This window comes from Geobacillus sp. C56-T2, assembly GCF_007829715.1.
Taxonomy (GTDB): domain Bacteria; phylum Bacillota; class Bacilli; order Bacillales; family Anoxybacillaceae; genus Geobacillus; species Geobacillus icigianus.
In genome coordinates this window covers 1,305,690-1,322,016 of sequence record NZ_VJWB01000001.1, presented here as the reverse complement: position 1 = coordinate 1,322,016, position 16,327 = coordinate 1,305,690, and the positions used below count along the sequence as shown (strand labels likewise).

The 16,327-nt window shown below is 53.6% G+C and carries 12 protein-coding genes and 2 pseudogenes; 4 read left to right on the top strand and 10 right to left on the bottom strand.

Annotated elements, in window-relative coordinates; all coding sequences use genetic code 11:
• Positions 1-45 precede the first annotated feature (45 nt).
• The 3 genes from GC56T2_RS06720 to GC56T2_RS06710 all read right to left on the bottom strand — a co-directional run bounded on the left by GC56T2_RS06720 (position 46) and on the right by GC56T2_RS06710 (position 5,028).
• Entirely contained in the window at positions 46-2,559 is a 2,514-nt protein-coding gene (locus GC56T2_RS06720; protein ID WP_144973954.1) for a restriction endonuclease-like protein, read from the bottom strand.
• Complete coding sequence (locus GC56T2_RS06715; protein WP_144973952.1) at positions 2,528-4,204, bottom strand: MrcB family domain-containing protein; 1,677 nt, start codon at positions 4,202-4,204, stop codon at positions 2,528-2,530. Before GC56T2_RS06715 ends, GC56T2_RS06720 begins: the two co-directional genes overlap by 32 nt.
• A gap of 284 nt (positions 4,205-4,488) precedes the next feature.
• Positions 4,489-5,028 carry a cupin domain-containing protein gene (locus GC56T2_RS06710; RefSeq protein ID WP_144977116.1) on the bottom strand — a complete coding sequence of 180 codons (540 nt, stop codon included), beginning with the start codon at positions 5,026-5,028 and terminating at the stop codon, positions 4,489-4,491.
• 187 nt (positions 5,029-5,215) lie between these two features.
• On the opposite strand from GC56T2_RS06710, the gene GC56T2_RS06705 reads away from it, so the two are divergent.
• Positions 5,216-5,626 carry a hypothetical protein gene (locus GC56T2_RS06705; RefSeq protein WP_144973950.1) on the top strand — a complete coding sequence of 137 codons (411 nt, stop codon included), beginning with the start codon at positions 5,216-5,218 and terminating at the stop codon, positions 5,624-5,626.
• Between the two features lie 63 nt (positions 5,627-5,689).
• The gene (locus tag GC56T2_RS06700) at positions 5,690-6,457 is read left to right on the top strand and encodes a DODA-type extradiol aromatic ring-opening family dioxygenase (RefSeq protein ID WP_144973948.1); all 768 of its coding nucleotides are present in this window, start codon (positions 5,690-5,692) and stop codon (positions 6,455-6,457) included.
• Positions 6,458-7,153: 696 nt separating this feature from the next.
• Here the strand turns inward: GC56T2_RS06700 and GC56T2_RS18290 are convergent.
• A complete protein-coding gene (locus tag GC56T2_RS18290) occupies positions 7,154-8,320 on the bottom strand; it encodes a HEAT repeat domain-containing protein (RefSeq protein WP_144973946.1) in 1,167 nt (388 codons plus the stop codon).
• Positions 8,321-8,632: 312 nt separating this feature from the next.
• Between GC56T2_RS18290 and GC56T2_RS06690 the strand changes: the two genes are divergently transcribed.
• On the top strand, positions 8,633-9,049 hold the full coding sequence (locus GC56T2_RS06690) for a hemagglutinin (RefSeq protein ID WP_144973944.1): 417 nt from the start codon (positions 8,633-8,635) through the stop codon (positions 9,047-9,049).
• 111 nt (positions 9,050-9,160) lie between these two features.
• Here GC56T2_RS06690 and GC56T2_RS06685 read toward each other — a convergent pair.
• Positions 9,161-9,609: pseudogene (locus tag GC56T2_RS06685) on the bottom strand (pseudouridine-5'-phosphate glycosidase); the annotation flags it as partial.
• 145 nt (positions 9,610-9,754) lie between these two features.
• Entirely contained in the window at positions 9,755-10,975 is a 1,221-nt protein-coding gene (locus GC56T2_RS06680) for a YeeE/YedE family protein (RefSeq protein ID WP_144973942.1), read from the bottom strand.
• A 221-nt stretch (positions 10,976-11,196) separates the two neighbouring features.
• Between GC56T2_RS06680 and mscL the strand changes: the two genes are divergently transcribed.
• Positions 11,197-11,592 carry a large conductance mechanosensitive channel protein MscL gene (gene mscL, locus GC56T2_RS06675; RefSeq protein WP_144973940.1) on the top strand — a complete coding sequence of 132 codons (396 nt, stop codon included), beginning with the start codon at positions 11,197-11,199 and terminating at the stop codon, positions 11,590-11,592.
• A gap of 371 nt (positions 11,593-11,963) precedes the next feature.
• Here the strand turns inward: mscL and GC56T2_RS06670 are convergent, their stop codons facing one another.
• From GC56T2_RS06670 to hutU, 4 genes and pseudogenes are all read right to left on the bottom strand, one after another.
• A complete protein-coding gene (locus GC56T2_RS06670; RefSeq protein WP_255516031.1) occupies positions 11,964-12,380 on the bottom strand; it encodes a DUF4871 domain-containing protein in 417 nt (138 codons plus the stop codon).
• A 213-nt stretch (positions 12,381-12,593) separates the two neighbouring features.
• Positions 12,594-13,227, bottom strand: a pseudogene (locus GC56T2_RS06665) (hypothetical protein).
• A 96-nt stretch (positions 13,228-13,323) separates the two neighbouring features.
• The gene (hutI, locus tag GC56T2_RS06660) at positions 13,324-14,598 is read right to left on the bottom strand and encodes an imidazolonepropionase (protein ID WP_144973936.1); all 1,275 of its coding nucleotides are present in this window, start codon (positions 14,596-14,598) and stop codon (positions 13,324-13,326) included.
• 15 nt (positions 14,599-14,613) lie between these two features.
• A complete protein-coding gene (gene hutU, locus GC56T2_RS06655; protein WP_370454533.1) occupies positions 14,614-16,269 on the bottom strand; it encodes a urocanate hydratase in 1,656 nt (551 codons plus the stop codon).
• Positions 16,270-16,327: the final 58 nt, after the last annotated feature.

The following is a 16,327-nucleotide window of genomic DNA, read 5'->3' as shown; positions in this document are numbered from 1 at the left end:
TCTCACCCAAAACAGCAAAACATCCGTTTCGCCTCTCCTGCACCCTTACGTCTCCCCTCTATCCCCCATCATCCCTACCACTTCGCGAAACACGGCCGATGGCTGTTGACGGAGCAGTTCAGCAGCGATCGTTTTTCGCTTCGCGCCGCTCGTGATGGTGAGCAGGCCGTTTTCAAGGCGGATGAGCAAGTTTTTGACCCGGTATGCCGTGATTTTTGATGCCTGGTCCAAGTAGCGGGCGTCAAGGTCGAAGCGGACGCGGTCGGACAGTCGCCGCAGCAAGCGCCAAAGGGCAATTTCCTCGCTTGATTTCATGAATAGCTCGGGCAGTTCTTTTGCTTGCTTGATGGTATGAAGCGTCGTCATCGCGTAAACGGCGATGCCATAACCGACCGGACGGATGACATCACTAAGAAACTGCCAATGGTCGACTTCGAAGCGAACGTATTCTTCGTCGCTTCGTTTCGGCAGTTCGGTAATGTCCGACCGTTTAACAATGTTCACAGCGGCGATTTTGCCGAGACATGTGACCCCGTTTTCCAGCGCGGCTCCCCGTTTCGGATACAAGGCGATGTAACGGGCGTCTTGCCAGCCTTTTTTCAGCCGTTTCACAGGGATGTGGTAAAAGCGATGCTTCAAGTAAGCATGGTAGTGCTCGGCGCTTGGCACCATGCCGACAAGCACGCATTCATCGAACGCCGACCGCCATTCTTCGATGATCCCTTGCGGCAAAATGCCTTCGTTTTGCAGTTCCTCGGGGCTTTTTTCAATCAACCGCTCGATGAATTGTTCAACCAAGCGGGTAGCGTTCGGCAAAAACGGCAAGCCGCCGATGTTGACGTCATTAATACTTTTGTACAGTGGGTGCTCTTGATAGCTGTCTTCGTCATGCCACGGGAACAGCACATAGGCGCCAAAGGTGGTGCGCTCGTACGGGCCGCTGCGGCGGGCGACAAGCGAATCGCGGTAGCGGTGCATCGTATTGATGTCATCTTCCATCGGGCCCGGCATTCCGTACCGCTTTTCGTAATGGCTTCCTTCGACGGCGAAGTCAAGACGGTATTTGGCGTCGAAAATGTAGTTGAACGTATAGTCTTTCCCCTTTTTTTCAATGGCAAGCACCGTGTCGGGAAGCTGCGGAACCGTCGGCAGCCTGCCTTCATACGGCTGGTAGGTCAGGACGATTTTTTCGCCGGTGTGCGGATGTTCGTACACCCGTTTGGCCGAACGGTTTCTTTCAAGATTGACGAACAGTCCGGCGCGGTTGACTTGGACGACATTTTGGCTGATGAGCTTGTATTTTTTGCCGAGCAGCTGCCCGAGCTTCAGAAACGTCCAATATTCGTAGAGCGTGGCGACATCTTTGACCGACATTTGATACAGCTTCCCTTGCAAGGCGAGGCCGCGAGTGACAAGGAGAAACAGCTGGTAAGCATCGCGATATCCTGGCGCCATTTGCAAGACGAGGCTTGTCACTGAACGGTCAAGCCGCCCGATCGACCGCCAAAAAACGTGACGGAGATGGGCTTCGAGCGCGTCGATCATCGCTGCAATCCGCTGAAGCAACTCGGGGTCTGGCTCGGTTTCATACCGCTTTTGTTTCTCCTCGACGCGTTCAAGCAAATCGCGCAGCTTCTCGCCAAGGCGCGTCATCATCCATTTGACAAACCGGTTCTCAAGCGTGTCGTACGTCAGTTCTTTTTTCGCCTTGAGCCCGAATGTCGGCATGACGGAACGCGCTCCGATGCTGATGCCGTGCTTGACATCACGGAACAAATGCGGACGTTTGCGCAAATCGTTTCTTCCCGCTGCATCCAACCGACCGAGCTGGTCGCCGCGCACTTTCACATGGATGGTGGACAGTTGATGATGCGGCTGCCGCTCGATGTGCCGAATAGCGCGCAAAAAATCGCCGATATGTGTGTCCATGAGGCGGAAAAATTCGCTTCTTGACGGCGTGCCGTCACGCTTCGCCTTCGCCCGTTGATACGTACGTTTTATGAAATGAAAAGCGAGGTTATATATTTCTTCGCTCACTTCGTCAAGAAGGCTTTGATAGTCTCGTTTATACGTCAGCTTCGTTGGAAACACTTCGATCGTCACGTCCAATACAACACGATCCCCATCGCGGATTTCAAAGGTCGACAACCCGACTTCGTTCGGGAAGTGAAGGTTGCCCATCAATACGTGTTGACCGCCGATGTCAACAAGGCTGATGGCGTTTCTCAGCGCCGGCGATTCGTGGTCAAACGAGAGAAGTCGGTCGGTTTTCGGAACGACGAGCAGCTGATAGACACCGTTTTCAAAGAAAATCGGGCGGTGGCCGCCCACCCAGTCTACGAGCGCCCCGGCGTCAACGTCAAACAGTTTGACATCAAGCACATCTTCACCGCTCACGAAAAACTCCATCGGTTCGTGGAAGTCAAGGCGGCGATACTGCTTAAGCCCTTCGTATTGCTCATGGTACGGCTTTCCTTTGATTACGAGGGTGAGCTCTTTCGTTTCGATATGGACGAGCTCGCGGTCGTCACGCCCCGAGCCAGAACGAAGTGAAGCCATCGTCCTCCAACCTCCGCAGCATTTGCCAAATTTTCTCCGCACTTTTTGGATAATCGGCGTAAGAAAGGTCAAGCATGCGATCGTATTCCCCGTCCGGTTCAAAACCGGCGCAAAGGACGAACAGTTCCTTGAGCGCCCGCTCTATGCGTCCGTCGCTTCCCGAGAGGCGCGGCAAAATTTTTTGCATTAAGCAATAGTCAAATGCTTGTTGAAACTCCATAAACTGTCCTTCTTCGTTATAGGCCAGGTAGAAGCAAATTTCATCGCGGACGCGGTAGCCGATGTGCGCACCGAGCGGCTCGAGGATGCGGTTGATGTCAACGAGTTTTTTCGTTACAGTCTCCACAAGCGCCGGGTGGCCTGCATACACATCTTTTAAATGCAAATACCGGGCCGCAAACCATTCTTGTCCGACCGACAACGGCGCGACGGTTGGCAAGCTGCGCAAAAAGTCAAGATGGTCGAGCCGGACGCGATTGAACTCGATCGTATTCGCCCGATCGAGCACTTTTTTGCTGAAGGGGTGGGTTGTTTCGTCCATGTTGACGGTGCCGATGATATAGACGTTTGACGGGAGAAAGAGATCACGCCCCGCCGTTTCTTTCGGCAGCAGCCGCGATGAAACGATGCGCCCATTTTCCCAACGGCGGCTTTCCATCACGCTTAAGACGTCGCTGAAATAATGTTCGACACGGGCGAGGTTCATTTCATCGAGCACAACGAAATATGGCTTGTCCGGATGGTTCTCGGCTTCGGTGATGACATTGGTGAGCGGCCCGGGCTTGAAATCACCCTTAATGTCGACATAGCCAAGCAAGTCAGAGCCATCGTTCCAGTCTGGACGGACGGGAATTAAGGTGAACCGCCCGTTGTCTTCCGTCGCGCCAACGCTTTCAGCCAGCCATTGGGCGATTTTCGTTTTTCCAGTTCCGGAAATGCCGCACAAAATGACAAACGGTTTTGTTTTTAGCGATAAAATGAGATTCATCACTTCTTCTTGCGTATAGTAAAACCCTTTAGCCGTTATGTAGGAATGAATATGCTCGACAACTGCCCGATCAGAGAGCGATGGCTCGATCGATCTCATCCTTTCCGTTTCCACATATTGTCGATAATAGTCCATCATCGTTTCCAAGTCGTTCACAAGTTGTTCATCGGGCGGCAGGTTGTCAAACGAATAGGCCATATACGCCGCCACCGACCGTTCGTATTCTTTCGCCCGTTTGCTTTGACCAAGACGGATGGCGCTATCGGTTTGCACACGCCCTCTAGCAGGAATGCGCTGACGGATCTCTTTGTTCACCCGTTCCATTTCGTCTCTTGGCGTTTCTGTCACTCCTTGGGCGAGCGTCAAATAGAGCCGGCGCATATCCTCACTGAACAAGTAGACGAGATAATAGCCGCGTTGCGTCGAATCCGTTACTTTCTGATCCATCACCGCCACCCATGGCACATCGGTCCACACTCCCTGGCCGACTGAGCCTTTGACGATATATCGGTCGGGCTCAACAAACGAAAGCGTTTTTATCTTTTCCGGAATCGCCTTGGTCACAAGTTGAAACGCCCGCCGCTCTTTGGACAATTTTTCACGTTTTTCTTCCTCGTAAATGGCCATCACTTGGCGGAAAAGATCACGCAATGACATCGGAAATGTCTCCTTCTCGCAATTTTTTCTTCTTTTCTATTTTTCTTCTATTCTACTAAAAAGCAGCTTTTTCAACTAGGAGAAAAGTTGCTTGGTGCATCAATATCGCTGTTTGTCACATGCAAACGACGCTTCCCACGCGCTCGTTCGAACAAAGCACATGGATTCGTCGTCCAATTATCGAACATCCTTCCACCCCCCTCCTCTCCAACCCGCGAGAGAACAATTGGAAAATGCAAAAAACGGCTTGAGATATGGCGCTCATTTCTCAAGCCGCTTATGTTCTATTCAGCTGCGAGAGCATCGGCCTTTGTTCGGTGCACAGTACCACGCGGGTGCTGCGGGGGCGCATAGATGGAATAGAGCTTGAGCGGGATCGTTCCGGTGTTGATGACATTATGCCATGTTCCCGCTGGGACCATGATCGCAGAACCGGCACGTACGTTTTTCTCAAACGTTAATTCCTCTTTTCTCTTGCCCATTCGGACGATTCCTTCCCCTTGTTCAATGCGCAAAAATTGATCGACATGAGGATGAATTTCTAATCCGATATCTTCCCCGACATGCAAGCTCATTAATGTCACTTGCAAATGTGGTCCGGTCCATAAAGCGATACGGTACGCATCATTTTGTTTCGCCGCCTCGCTGATCGAGATGACAAACGGCTCCGGCCCATAATCGTTTAGCTTGATATTCTCTCTGTACGGAACCAGACCGTAAGGCGGCCTGCCGTGATCGTGCACGGGCGGATAAACATAAACCGGATACGGATGCACATATGGGTAGACAGAAGGATAGGAAGGTAAAAAAGGAACGGTATACATGGCTCCACCTCTTCGATGATTGATCATGGTCATCTTATGCACAGCTACGAAGATGTTGACTTTTGTTTTTATGCGCCGCCTGCTCACAAAACAGCCATACGCCATGGCTGTGCCCGATGACAGGTGTTCCCCGCTGTCAGGACGCTTCTTCCTTTGCATTGGGAGGGATGGCGGGATACGTCCTGTGATGGTGGCATCTCCAAAAACAGCAAAAAAGACCGTTGATGAAAAACATCGTTTCCTTTCACACTCTGCCCATTTCGAAAAGGGAAGCTTCTCCGTTCGAGATGATGAAGGGGAGTGGATATGCTACAATGAAGATAAGGTGATCGGCGCAGGCATGCGTGACGGCGGGGCGCTGACAACTTTTTCTGAATGGGCTAGTGTCAAAAGTTCTAGAAGGCCGGTGATTTCAGGCGCATGTTGTTTCTCAAGTGAAGAAACCTTTTGGCATCGGCTGCTTGTTTCATGTCGTCCGACGTCAGCTAAGGGCCATCGCTGTTTTTCACCCCCTTCTAAGAAAAACCGGCACAAGCCATCCGGGCATCGCATGGTGTGCTCATCAACACCTGTCCAAAGGGGCGACAGGGAAAAATAAGAAGGCCAGCGAACAGCCGGCCTCGCCATGACTGAATTTTACCTTTTTATGGAGGAATGGACGATGAAAGCTCCTGCTTTGTTTCTCGCTCACGGGTCGCCGATGTTGGCGATCGAGGACCATGCCTATACATCCTTTCTGACGAAGCTCGGAGAAGGGCTCTCCCCTAGGGCGGTCATCATCTTTACGGCGCATTGGATGACGCGCAAGCCGACAGTTTCGGCAGTGGAAGGAACGTATAAGATGATTTATGATTTTTCTGGATTTCCTCGCGAGCTGTATGAAGTCGTTTATCCAGCGCACGGGTCAGTCGAGTGGGCGGAGCGCGTGCGGGAACGCCTCGCCGGTGTGGCGGAAGCGGTCGCCGATCCAACGCGCGGGCTTGACCACGGCTCATGGGTGCTGCTTTGCCGCTTGTTTCCAAAGGCGGACATCCCGGTCGTGCAGGCGTCAGTCGTGCCGTGGTGGACGCCAAAACAATTGTTCCAGCTCGGCGAGGCGCTGCGCCCGTTGCGTGACGAAGGAGTGATGATCATCGGCAGCGGCGGAACGGTGCACAACTTAATGGCGCTCCGCTGGGAAGGGCATGCGGAGGCAGAAAGCTGGGCGGCCGCTTTTGATGACTGGCTGCTGCGCGAGTCAGCCGCCGGCAGTGAGGATGTATTCCATTATGAAGAAAAAGCGCCCTATGCCAAACAGGCCGTACCGACGCCCGAACACCTCGCGCCATACTGGATCGCCTATGGCGCAGGCGACCGCGGCAGGGCACCACGCGTCTTGTTCCGCGACTACCAGTACGGCAGCTTAAGCCTCATGGCCGTATCCTTTTAATGAAGCGGCCCAGCCTTGCATGAACCATGCAGGGCGGGCCGTTACTTACCGGCCAACATCTAAAAGGCTGGTGATTTCGTGCCCAATCGCGCTGCCCCCAGACATGTTCAATGACACCTTGCGGAAACAGCTTCTTTCCGTGAAAATCATCGTTTGCGAGCAGTGATTTTCATGCCGAGGTGGGAAGGACCCATTCCTCCAAGGGGCCTTTCTGTGAAACGAACATGTCGGTGGGAATTGATTTTTATACCTAGATCGGGAGCAACATTTTCTCATGAATGTTTTTGGCGAAATACCTCCGACGGGCTGGTGACGGCTGTGTTTTACCGGCCTTCTCATGTTAAGGAAAACTTGTCGATTCCTTGATGCTGTGCTACTCTATCCATAAGACATGAACTTCCTTGTCTGAGTGGTTGGCACATCCATCTTCCTTAAGCAGTCCGGTTCACGTCTCCTTTTTCGCTTGATCTCTGGTGTTAGTGGATCGGTTAGTTTACAGTAAATAACAAAAAGGGGGAAGAAGGTGTTTTTGTGAGCCTGCCTAACAACCATTTCGTTTCTCTCGAAGAGTTTTACCAAATGAAAGAAAGTACAGATCGGATCTTAGAAGCATCGTGCGGATCTTTGTTAAGCAACAAGCCCGCTCCTCACTTTCGGGCGCGGAGGCGGGCTGTTGGTTAAGCCAAGTATGTGTGCTTATTTCCCGCAGCACTTTTTATACTTTTTCCCGCTGCCGCATGGACACGGGTCGTTGCGGCCGATTTTGGGCTCTTCCCGGCGGTATGGAACGTTTTTTGGCAAAGGCGGGTTTTGCAACAACGCTTGAAAATGGCGGTATCTTTGATCGGCGAGCTCCTTCCATTTTTCTAATTTCGGATGGTCGAGCCCCAGAATGGTATAATATCCGTAAGCGGTTTGTTCTACATCGATCAGCCCGGAATGCCCCCGTTTTTCCACTCTTTCTAAATATTCTTCCACTTCCGGAAGCGCTTCTTGATCTAGCTGGTGGCAAAGCGCCTCAAAGCAAAACGCGCGCATGTCATCATCGCGCAGCTCGGAAAACACGTCCCGCAATACACGGACGGCCTGCTTTGATTTAATGTTGGCGAGCACATGAATGGCCGAAAAGGCCGTTTCCTTTTGAAACGCATATGGGCGCACGGCTTCGATGACTTCGCCGTTTTGAAACGTCGACAACGCATAAACGACTTGATCGAGGAGCACATCGTCATCCTGTTGTTCCAACAGCGAGGCTAGTCTTGGAATATATTCGGTGGCGCCCATCAACGAAAGCGCATACACCGCCAAAATACCGTCGTACGTAAACCATGGCTGCTGTTCATTTTTTGTCCACGTGAGACTCACGTCTTCCTTTGTCAGCCACTCGCGCTCAACGAGAATGCGCACGACTTGCTTGGCGGCGAAAAACAAGTTCTGGTTAAACATCTCTTCCTGTTCCAAGCGGGAAAGCAACGAAAAGTAGTGATCCCATACGTCGTCTTCCGCTCCCTCGGCCACAAGCCGGACAGCGCGTTGCCAAGACCGCGGGAAGTGGCGAAGCAGCTGCTGTCCGTAGGTTTCAAGTTGCGCAACCGAAAACGGGAAAAACCAGCGGACATACTTGGCCGCATCTTTGATGGTCAACAACCGTTCAAGCGCCCGATCGGTCAGCGGTTGTTTCGATACGCCGTGCAAAATCATGCTTCGCGTTTCCTCGTCGGCAGTTGTGACGGCCTCGTCAATGAGACGCTCCACCCACGCAGCTGGAACGTTTGGATACTCCTCTATTGCGTAAAAGGCAAACTGACGGAGGAGAGGATCTTCACAAAATAAATACGGTTCGATCGTTTCTAAAAAAGACATGATCACACCCACCTTTTTCTTCCTTCGTCTCTGGTGCCAGCCTTACATCGACGTTCAGCTAGTCCCATGACGAATATTTTTCATTTTAACACTCCAACCGCAAAAATCGCAATGAAAACGATGGCCGTGACAGCGGTCGAAACGATGGCTATCGGCAACCAAATAGATGCCAAACGATGAATACAGGGACATTTCTGTCATGGCTGTGCCCCCCTTTATAATCATTGACAAAATCCCGCCTGTTTGAAACCTATCTTTTCTTCTCGTTAGCTTGCTTGTCTGATATACTAGAGAGAAAGGAGGTGAGTGTTTATGGAAGAAAAAACGATATTGGCGCAAATTTTGCAAGCGCTTGATTTGTACGCGGCAGACATGCGCAAACAGTTCGAAGCGCTCTATGAGAAATTTGACTCGCTCCAACAACAAGTCCAAACGCTGAACGAACAGACGAACATGATGAACAGACGGATGGAAGACATGGAAAGACGCATGGAAGAGATGGACAAGCGCATCGAAGAAATGGATGGGCGCATCGAGGAGATGGACGGACGGTTTGAGCGGCAAATCGCCCAGTTGGAGCGCACCGTGAACGAACGGTTCGAACGGCTCGAAGCGAAACTCGGCCACATCCGCGTTGAACTGGTTGAAACACAAGAGACCGTTGACTTCCACTCCGTCAAAATCGCCCAGCATGATCGAAAAATCCGCCATTTGCTTCACACCCGATAACATCTCCACTGCCATCATGCCCCCGCTCTTCCATCGGAGCGGGGGCGCGCACATTAAGACAGTTCACAGGCAAGTAAACAAGTCTTCGAGGGTCGGCAACCGCGGTTCACATTAAGACAGTTCACAGGCAAGGTCGGCCGCTAAGGCGGCGTTGTTTTTCACTAAGGCGATGTTCGCTTGTAAGCTTTTCCCGTCGGTGAATGTTTTTACCCGGTCAAGCAAAAACGGGGTGACCGCTTTGCCGGTGATGCGCTTTTCTTCCGCTTCCTTGAGCGCTTGTTCGATGATGGCGGTGATGTACGATTCCTCGAGCTCGTCTTCTGGCGGAACTGGATTGGCGACGACGATGCCTCCGGCTAAGCCGAGCGCCCATTTGGTTTCAATGAACGTGGCGATCTCTTTGGCGCTGTCTAAGCGGTAATCGACGGGAAACGGGCTTGTCCGCGAGTAAAACGCCGGCAGGACGTCCGTCTGATAGCCGAGAACCGGAACGCCGTGCGTCTCGAGGTACTCAAGCGTCAACCCTAAATCCAAAATCGATTTCGTCCGCCGATGCAGACGATGGAAGCTTTCGTTCGCATGCCTTTCATCCTTTCGGGCGCATCCTTGCCAAAGCGGCGCCCTTGCTTCCTATTTTCCTTATTGTATCATACGGCGCCTACAAATGAAAAAAGCACCCCACCTATACAGCGGGGCGCAAGATTGCTAGTTTTTGTATGCGCAATACGGGCGCAGCTTGACGCCGATCAAGCTGCCAAGGAAAGCAAAGACAAACCAAGCCCAGCCGTGAGCGCTGAAGGAAGCGATGCCGCCAAAATACGCGCCGATGTTGCATCCGAACGCCAATCGAGCGCCGTAGCCCATCATCAATCCGCCGATGAGCGCGCCAATCGTCATGCGCGTCGGCCGCTTCCATTGCACCGGCTTCGCATAGCGGCCAGCGAGCGCCGCGGCCAATAAAGCTCCGAACATTAAGCTAATGTCCATAACCGTCGTTGTATCATAGTAGAGCGGATTGGCGAGCGCCTGCCGTTTCGCTTCGTCCTGCCAATATGTCCAAGCGGTCGGATCAATGCCAAACAGTTGCACCGCCTTCGCGCCCCATAAGGCAAACGCGGACGTGATGCCCCACGGTTTGCCGCTGATGAGCAGCACGAGCGCATTGACAAAAGCGAGCAGCAGCGCGCCAGCGAGAAGCGGCCAAGGACCTTTGTACATGGCCTTCCAGCCGTTCCGATTGGCAAGCGTCATCGTCATCAGCTTGCCGTAGCGCCGCTTTTCCATCACCGTCACAATATAATAGACCGCTCCTAACAAAACAAGCTGACATCCAAACCCGCCAAGCGCGCCGAATTGGACGATGAACGAGAACGGCTCCCATTGCGGCATTTGCGCCCATACATCAAAGTGAGCCGTCGCAATGACCGATCCGGCGATAAAACCGATGAGCGTCACGATGCCATTGGCATCGCCGCCGCCAATATGATACAACGTCCCGGACGCGCAGCCGTCCCCCAGCTGCATGCCGATGCCAAACAGAAAGGCGCCGACGACCACCGACACCCCGACACCAAATACATACCCTGACACCGGATGGCCAAACGCCGATCCTTTCAACAATAGCGGCAAAAACAACGCGCTGGCCACCGCCATCATGATCATCTGCGCCCGAATGCCTTCTCCTTGGCGGTACAAAATGAATTTCCGCCACGCCGAGGTAAAGCCGAAATGGGCCTGGTAAAGCACAAAGCCGCCGAACGCTCCCAACAAATACAACAGCGCCTGTTGCCAAGACACGCGGCTATACAAGAACAACGCACCGCCGATTAGGACGAAGCAGGAGACTGCAATGATCCATGCCGTCGGATTTTTCGGGGCGTTCGCCGCCTGTTTGGCGCGAACGTCTTGTTGCCCGGTCATTTCCATGGTGCATATCCCCCTTTTTGCTTTCGTTGACACGCTTATAATACTATAAATATGATCGATTTTCTATGATTACGTCTCGAAACGTTTTTCCCAAGCCGCTGTATGGTATAATACAGGAAACGACCGTTCAAGAAATGAATGTTGTCGAACCATATTTTTTGACGCCGTTGAAAGGCCGAACATCCTTGATAGATCAACATTTCTAGAGGGAGGAGACTGTCATGTGGAACGAATTTAAAAAATTCGCCATCCGCGGCAATGTCATTGACTTGGCCGTCGGGGTCATCATCGGCGGGGCGTTTGGCAAAATCGTTTCCTCGCTCGTCAATGACATCATCATGCCGCTTGTCGGGTTGATTCTAGGCGGCATTGATTTCAGCAGCTTATCATGGAAAGTCGGCAAGGCGGAAATCAAATACGGATCGTTTATCCAGACGGTCGTTGATTTCTTGATCATTGCGTTTTCCATTTTCCTGTTTGTCAAACTCATTAACAAACTGTATGAGCGGGTGAAAAAACAAGAAGAAGTAAAGGAAACAGCGCCGACGTTGACAAAAGAAGAGGAGCTGCTCACCGAAATTCGCGATTTGTTAAAGCAGCAGCGAGAAATGATGTGAGCGTCTGGCTATAAGGCCGGTGATGAAAGGAGCAGGTCGCTTTACCGCCAAGTCTCTCCATCGGAGACACTTGGCGGCATCAGCTTCCCGTTTCACGTGATCTGGAATCCTTACTAGCACGAAGCGGCACGGCCGGGCGAAGCCATATTGGCAGCGCCGATGCGGACGGCCGCTTCACAAAGTTCGGGGGAGTTCGGTCCTGCCGCTCTATCAAAGGAAATCATCCACCCTCAAGCGAACGAATCGCTAGGGTGGATGCTGTTCTTTTGCCGGCGCTGATCCTCACGGCGCAAACCGCGTATAGCTAGGTCAATGATGGACGACGTCACTGATCAATATCGATTCGTTTCTGCCAAGAAACGCCTCAAGGCTCAGTGGACGTCAATGACGACATAGTCCCAGTACGTGTTTCCGAGAAAAACAAGCAACGCCCACGTCCCCGGTTCTCTCAGCTTCATATTGGACGGAATATGAGCGTCCGCCCCGTTGTTCGGCCCTCCCGGAACTCCCGTTGTCCAAACGCTTTTTCCATCTACGGTTAACGCAGGGGCAAGCTTGTGGCTTCCTTTTTTCACCGCCACGATCGTCAACTTTCCTTCTGGAATGGAGCCGCCCCAGAAATGCCACATGTATTTGTGAGCTTGATTGGCTGTAAACGGCGCATCAATGAACCCCACCTTATTCGGCACTCCGCGCATTTGATAATTTCCCGATGGAAAAACGGGGCTTACTTCCCAATTGATGCGCTCAATGATGTTTTGATCGATTTTGACAGGCAGCTTTTCCATATCACTAACCGCAGACGGAGGGGAATGAACTTGTTTTTCATTCGTTTCCCATATACTGCATGCGGATAAGAAAAAAAGGATTGCGATGGCTAGCCAATGTTTCACATTGATCATTGTTTTGGTGACCCCTCCCCCGAAGTTCGAGCAGTCAAGATCTCCTCGCTCGTTCCCAATCGGAAAGAAACATCCGCTTGTCTTGACGCCCGCTCATTGTCAAAGCAGCCAGTACGCCAGCGGTGCGGTGAGGATGAGCGTCAATACCGTCCGCTCGAACCAAATGACGAGCAGTTTCGGCAAACTGAGCGGAATCTCAGTCGATACAATGCATGGAATGACAGCAGAAAAGAACAAGATGGCAGAAACGGAAACAACGGCAATTATAAATTTTGTTACGAGCGGTGCTTCAGTGACAAGCAAGGCCGGCAAAAACATTTCGGCGATCTCGATGGCCGAGGCTTTCGCTGCCAACAACGGCTCCGGAATTTGCAAGAGAAGAGTAAACGGATGACGGACCGATCCGAAACACAAGCATGACAGCCACGATCAATCCAAGTACTTTGAGAATGGAAAAAACAGCGGTGACCGCGTCTTTGTTCCACGTCTTACTATAGAACGGATAAACCGCTCCAAGGGCAATAACGATAAGCGCATAATACGGGACGAGTCCCGGAAACTGCGCACGAATCCATGTCACAATATGATCGAGCAAAATTGACGATGTGCCGCCGATCGACACCGGGACGAAAAATACGAAAATGCCGATGGCGCTAAAGACGAAAAACTTCCATGCCCCGCTTGCCGGCGTTGGTGCCGGCGTGGATGGCGCCATGGTTGGATTCGCTCTCATTTCTCTCCACCCCCATTGTTCTTCTTACGCAAGACTGTGCAATCGGAAGCATCCCGCTTCCGGTCGCCAACCGCTTCAACGGAAGACCATCCCCCTTCAAACGCGCACCTTTCCTCCCGCCACCACCACCTTCCCATCCTTGATCACCGTCTCCGCATGGTTGACGCCGTAATAGTACATGATTTGCACGTAGTTCGGGACGTTGAAAACGACCAAATCCGCTTTCTTGCCTGGTTCAAGGCTGCCGATCATATGGGCGCGGCCGATGGCGTGGGCGGCGTTGATCGTGGCGGCGGTAAGCGCCTCGGCCGGGGTCATGCGCATATGCAAGCAGGCAAGGCTCATGACCAACGGGAGCGAGACGGTCGGCGATGAGCCGGGGTTGCAGTCGGTCGCTAAGGCGACCGGGACGCCAGCGTCGAGCAAGCGGCGGGCGTTGGCGGCTTTGGTTAGTAAGAAAAACGCTGTGCCTGGCAGGAGGACGCCGATCACGCCGCGCTCCGCCATGCGGCGGAGGCCGTCATCAGAGGCACGAAGCAAGTGGTCGGCCGATATCGCCCCCACCTCAGCGGCCAGTTCGGCGCCGCCGTACGGTTCGATTTCATCGGCGTGGATTTTCGGCGTCAAGCCGTGCGCTTTGCCTGCTTCGAGGATGCGGCGCGCCTCATCAGGGGTGAACACGCCGCGCTCGCAAAAGACGTCGTTGAACTCAGCCAACCCCTGACGGCTGACTTCAGGAATCATTTCTTCGATGATCAAACGGATATATTCCTCCCGGTCGTGCTTCCACTCCGGCGGAACGGCGTGGGCGCCAAGAAAGGTGGAAACGACATCGACCGGATGGGTATCATCGAGCCGCTTGGCGACGTTAAGCTGCTTGATTTCATGTTCAAGGCTTAACCCGTAGCCGCTTTTCGCCTCAACGGTCGTGACGCCGTGAAGCAAAAACTGATCGAGCCGCCGCTTGCTTTCTTCATACAGCGTCTCTTCCGACGCCTCGCGGGTTGCCTTTGTCGTCGCGTGAATGCCGCCGCCGGCGTTCATGATCTCCATATACGTCGCCCCGCCGAGGCGCATCGTCCATTCGTGTTCACGGCTGCCGGCGTAAACGAGATGGGTGTGCGGGTCGACAAGGCCAGGGGTGACCGTTTTGCCGCGGGCGTCGATCACCTCCGCTTCGGCAAGCCGATCCGCGAAACGGCGGACGAGTTCGTCGTCCGGTCCAACGGCGGTGATCGTGCCGTTTTCAATCCAGACGCTGCCGTTTTCGATGATGGAAAGGTTGCTCATCTGTTCTCCCACAAGCGGGGCCGCGGAGCTTCCCGCCAGCGTGACGAGCTGGCGGGCGCGGCGGACAAAGAGCGGGCGCATAGGCGGTTCTCCTTTCTACTTCAGCATCGGCATATCGATGCCTTTTTCTTTCGCTGTCCGAATGGCGAGCTCATACCCGGCGTCGGCGTGGCGGACGACACCAAGGCCGGGGTCGGTCGTCAACACGCGTTCCAGCCGTTTTTCCGCCTCTTTCGTCCCGTCGGCGACAATAACCATGCCGGCGTGAATGGAGTAGCCCATGCCGACGCCGCCACCGTGGTGAACCGACACCCAGCTTGCGCCGCCGACCGCATTCAACAGGGCGTTTAAAATCGGCCAGTCAGCGATGGCATCGCTTCCGTCTATCATCGCTTCCGTCTCCCGGTTCGGCGAGGCGACCGAACCCGAGTCCAAATGGTCGCGTCCGATGACGATCGGCGCCTTCAATTCACCGCGGGCGACCATGTCGTTGATGATTTTTCCGAACTTCGCCCGCTCGCCGTAGCCAAGCCAGCAAATGCGCGCCGGCAACCCTTGGAATTGGATTTGTTTTTGCGCCATGCGAATCCAATGGCAAAGGCGTTCGTTCTCGCTGAACTCGCGCAAAATGACTTCATCGGTTTTGTAAATGTCTTCCGGATCGCCGGAGAGCGCCACCCAGCGGAACGGTCCCTTTCCTTCACAAAAGAGCGGGCGGATGTACGCCGGCACAAAGCCCGGGAAAGAGAAGGCATCTTCGACTCCTTCGTCTTTCGCTACTTGGCGGATGTTGTTGCCGTAATCAAACGTCACCGCTCCTCGGTGTTGCATCGCCAGCATCGCCCGTACGTGCTCAGCGATCGATTGTTTGGCGCGGGCAACGTACTGCTTCGGATCGCGCACCCGCAGCTCAGCTGCCTCCTCAAGCGTCAACCCCGCGGGGATGTAGCCGTTTAACGGATCATGGGCGGACGTTTGATCGGTCAAGACGTCCGGAACAAAACCTATATCAACGAGCCGCGGCAACACTTCGGCCGCATTGCCGACAAGGCCGATCGACAGCGCTGTTTTCTCTTCCTTCGCCCGTTTGGCCATGGCGAGCGCGGCGTCCAGACTGTCGGTCATCGTGTCAAGGTATTTCGTGTCAAGGCGGCGCTGGATGCGGGCCGGGTCGACTTCAACGGTGAGACAGACGCCGCCGTTCATCGTCACCGCCAACGGCTGCGCCCCGCCCATGCCGCCAAGGCCGGCTGTGACCGTGATCGTTCCTGCCAGCGTGCCGCCAAAGTGCTGGCGCGCCACTTCGGCAAACGTTTCGTACGTCCCTTGGACGATCCCTTGGCTGCCGATGTAAATCCAGCTGCCGGCCGTCATTTGCCCGTACATGATCAGCCCTTTTTTGTCGAGCTCATGGAAATGGTCCCATGTCGCCCATGCCGGCACGAGGTTCGAGTTGGCCATGAGCACGCGCGGCGCGTCCGGATGGGTGCGAAACACCGCGACCGGCTTGCCCGATTGAATGAGCAATGTCTCATCGTTTTCCAACCGGAGAAGAGTGTCCACAATCGCCTCGTAACATTCCCAGTTGCGCGCCGCTTTCCCGATGCCTCCGTAGACGATCAACTCATCGGGCCGCTCGGCGACATCCGGATGCAAATTGTTGTGCAACATGCGCAGCGCCGCTTCCTGAATCCATCCTTTCGCTCGCCGCGTTGTTCCGGAAAGCGCTTGCACCGTTCGCTTGTCTGTCATCGTCATCCTCTCCTTTTCCCTCTTTGCTTTTATTGTAACTCACATTTCGCACCCTCCC

Coding starts and splice junctions, on each gene's coding strand:
- GC56T2_RS06720 (WP_144973954.1), bottom strand. CDS start 2,559: ATGGCTTCACTTCGTTCTGGCTCGGGGCGTGACGACCGCGAGCTCGTC.
- GC56T2_RS06715 (WP_144973952.1), bottom strand. CDS start 4,204: ATGTCATTGCGTGATCTTTTCCGCCAAGTGATGGCCATTTACGAGGAA.
- GC56T2_RS06710 (WP_144977116.1), bottom strand. CDS start 5,028: ATGTATACCGTTCCTTTTTTACCTTCCTATCCTTCTGTCTACCCATAT.
- GC56T2_RS06705 (WP_144973950.1), top strand. CDS start 5,216: ATGGTGGCATCTCCAAAAACAGCAAAAAAGACCGTTGATGAAAAACAT.
- GC56T2_RS06700 (WP_144973948.1), top strand. CDS start 5,690: ATGAAAGCTCCTGCTTTGTTTCTCGCTCACGGGTCGCCGATGTTGGCG.
- GC56T2_RS18290 (WP_144973946.1), bottom strand. CDS start 8,320: ATGTCTTTTTTAGAAACGATCGAACCGTATTTATTTTGTGAAGATCCT.
- GC56T2_RS06690 (WP_144973944.1), top strand. CDS start 8,633: ATGGAAGAAAAAACGATATTGGCGCAAATTTTGCAAGCGCTTGATTTG.
- GC56T2_RS06680 (WP_144973942.1), bottom strand. CDS start 10,975: ATGGAAATGACCGGGCAACAAGACGTTCGCGCCAAACAGGCGGCGAAC.
- mscL (WP_144973940.1), top strand. CDS start 11,197: ATGTGGAACGAATTTAAAAAATTCGCCATCCGCGGCAATGTCATTGAC.
- GC56T2_RS06670 (WP_255516031.1), bottom strand. CDS start 12,380: ATGGAAAAGCTGCCTGTCAAAATCGATCAAAACATCATTGAGCGCATC.
- hutI (WP_144973936.1), bottom strand. CDS start 14,598: ATGCGCCCGCTCTTTGTCCGCCGCGCCCGCCAGCTCGTCACGCTGGCG.
- hutU (WP_370454533.1), bottom strand. CDS start 16,269: ATGACAGACAAGCGAACGGTGCAAGCGCTTTCCGGAACAACGCGGCGA.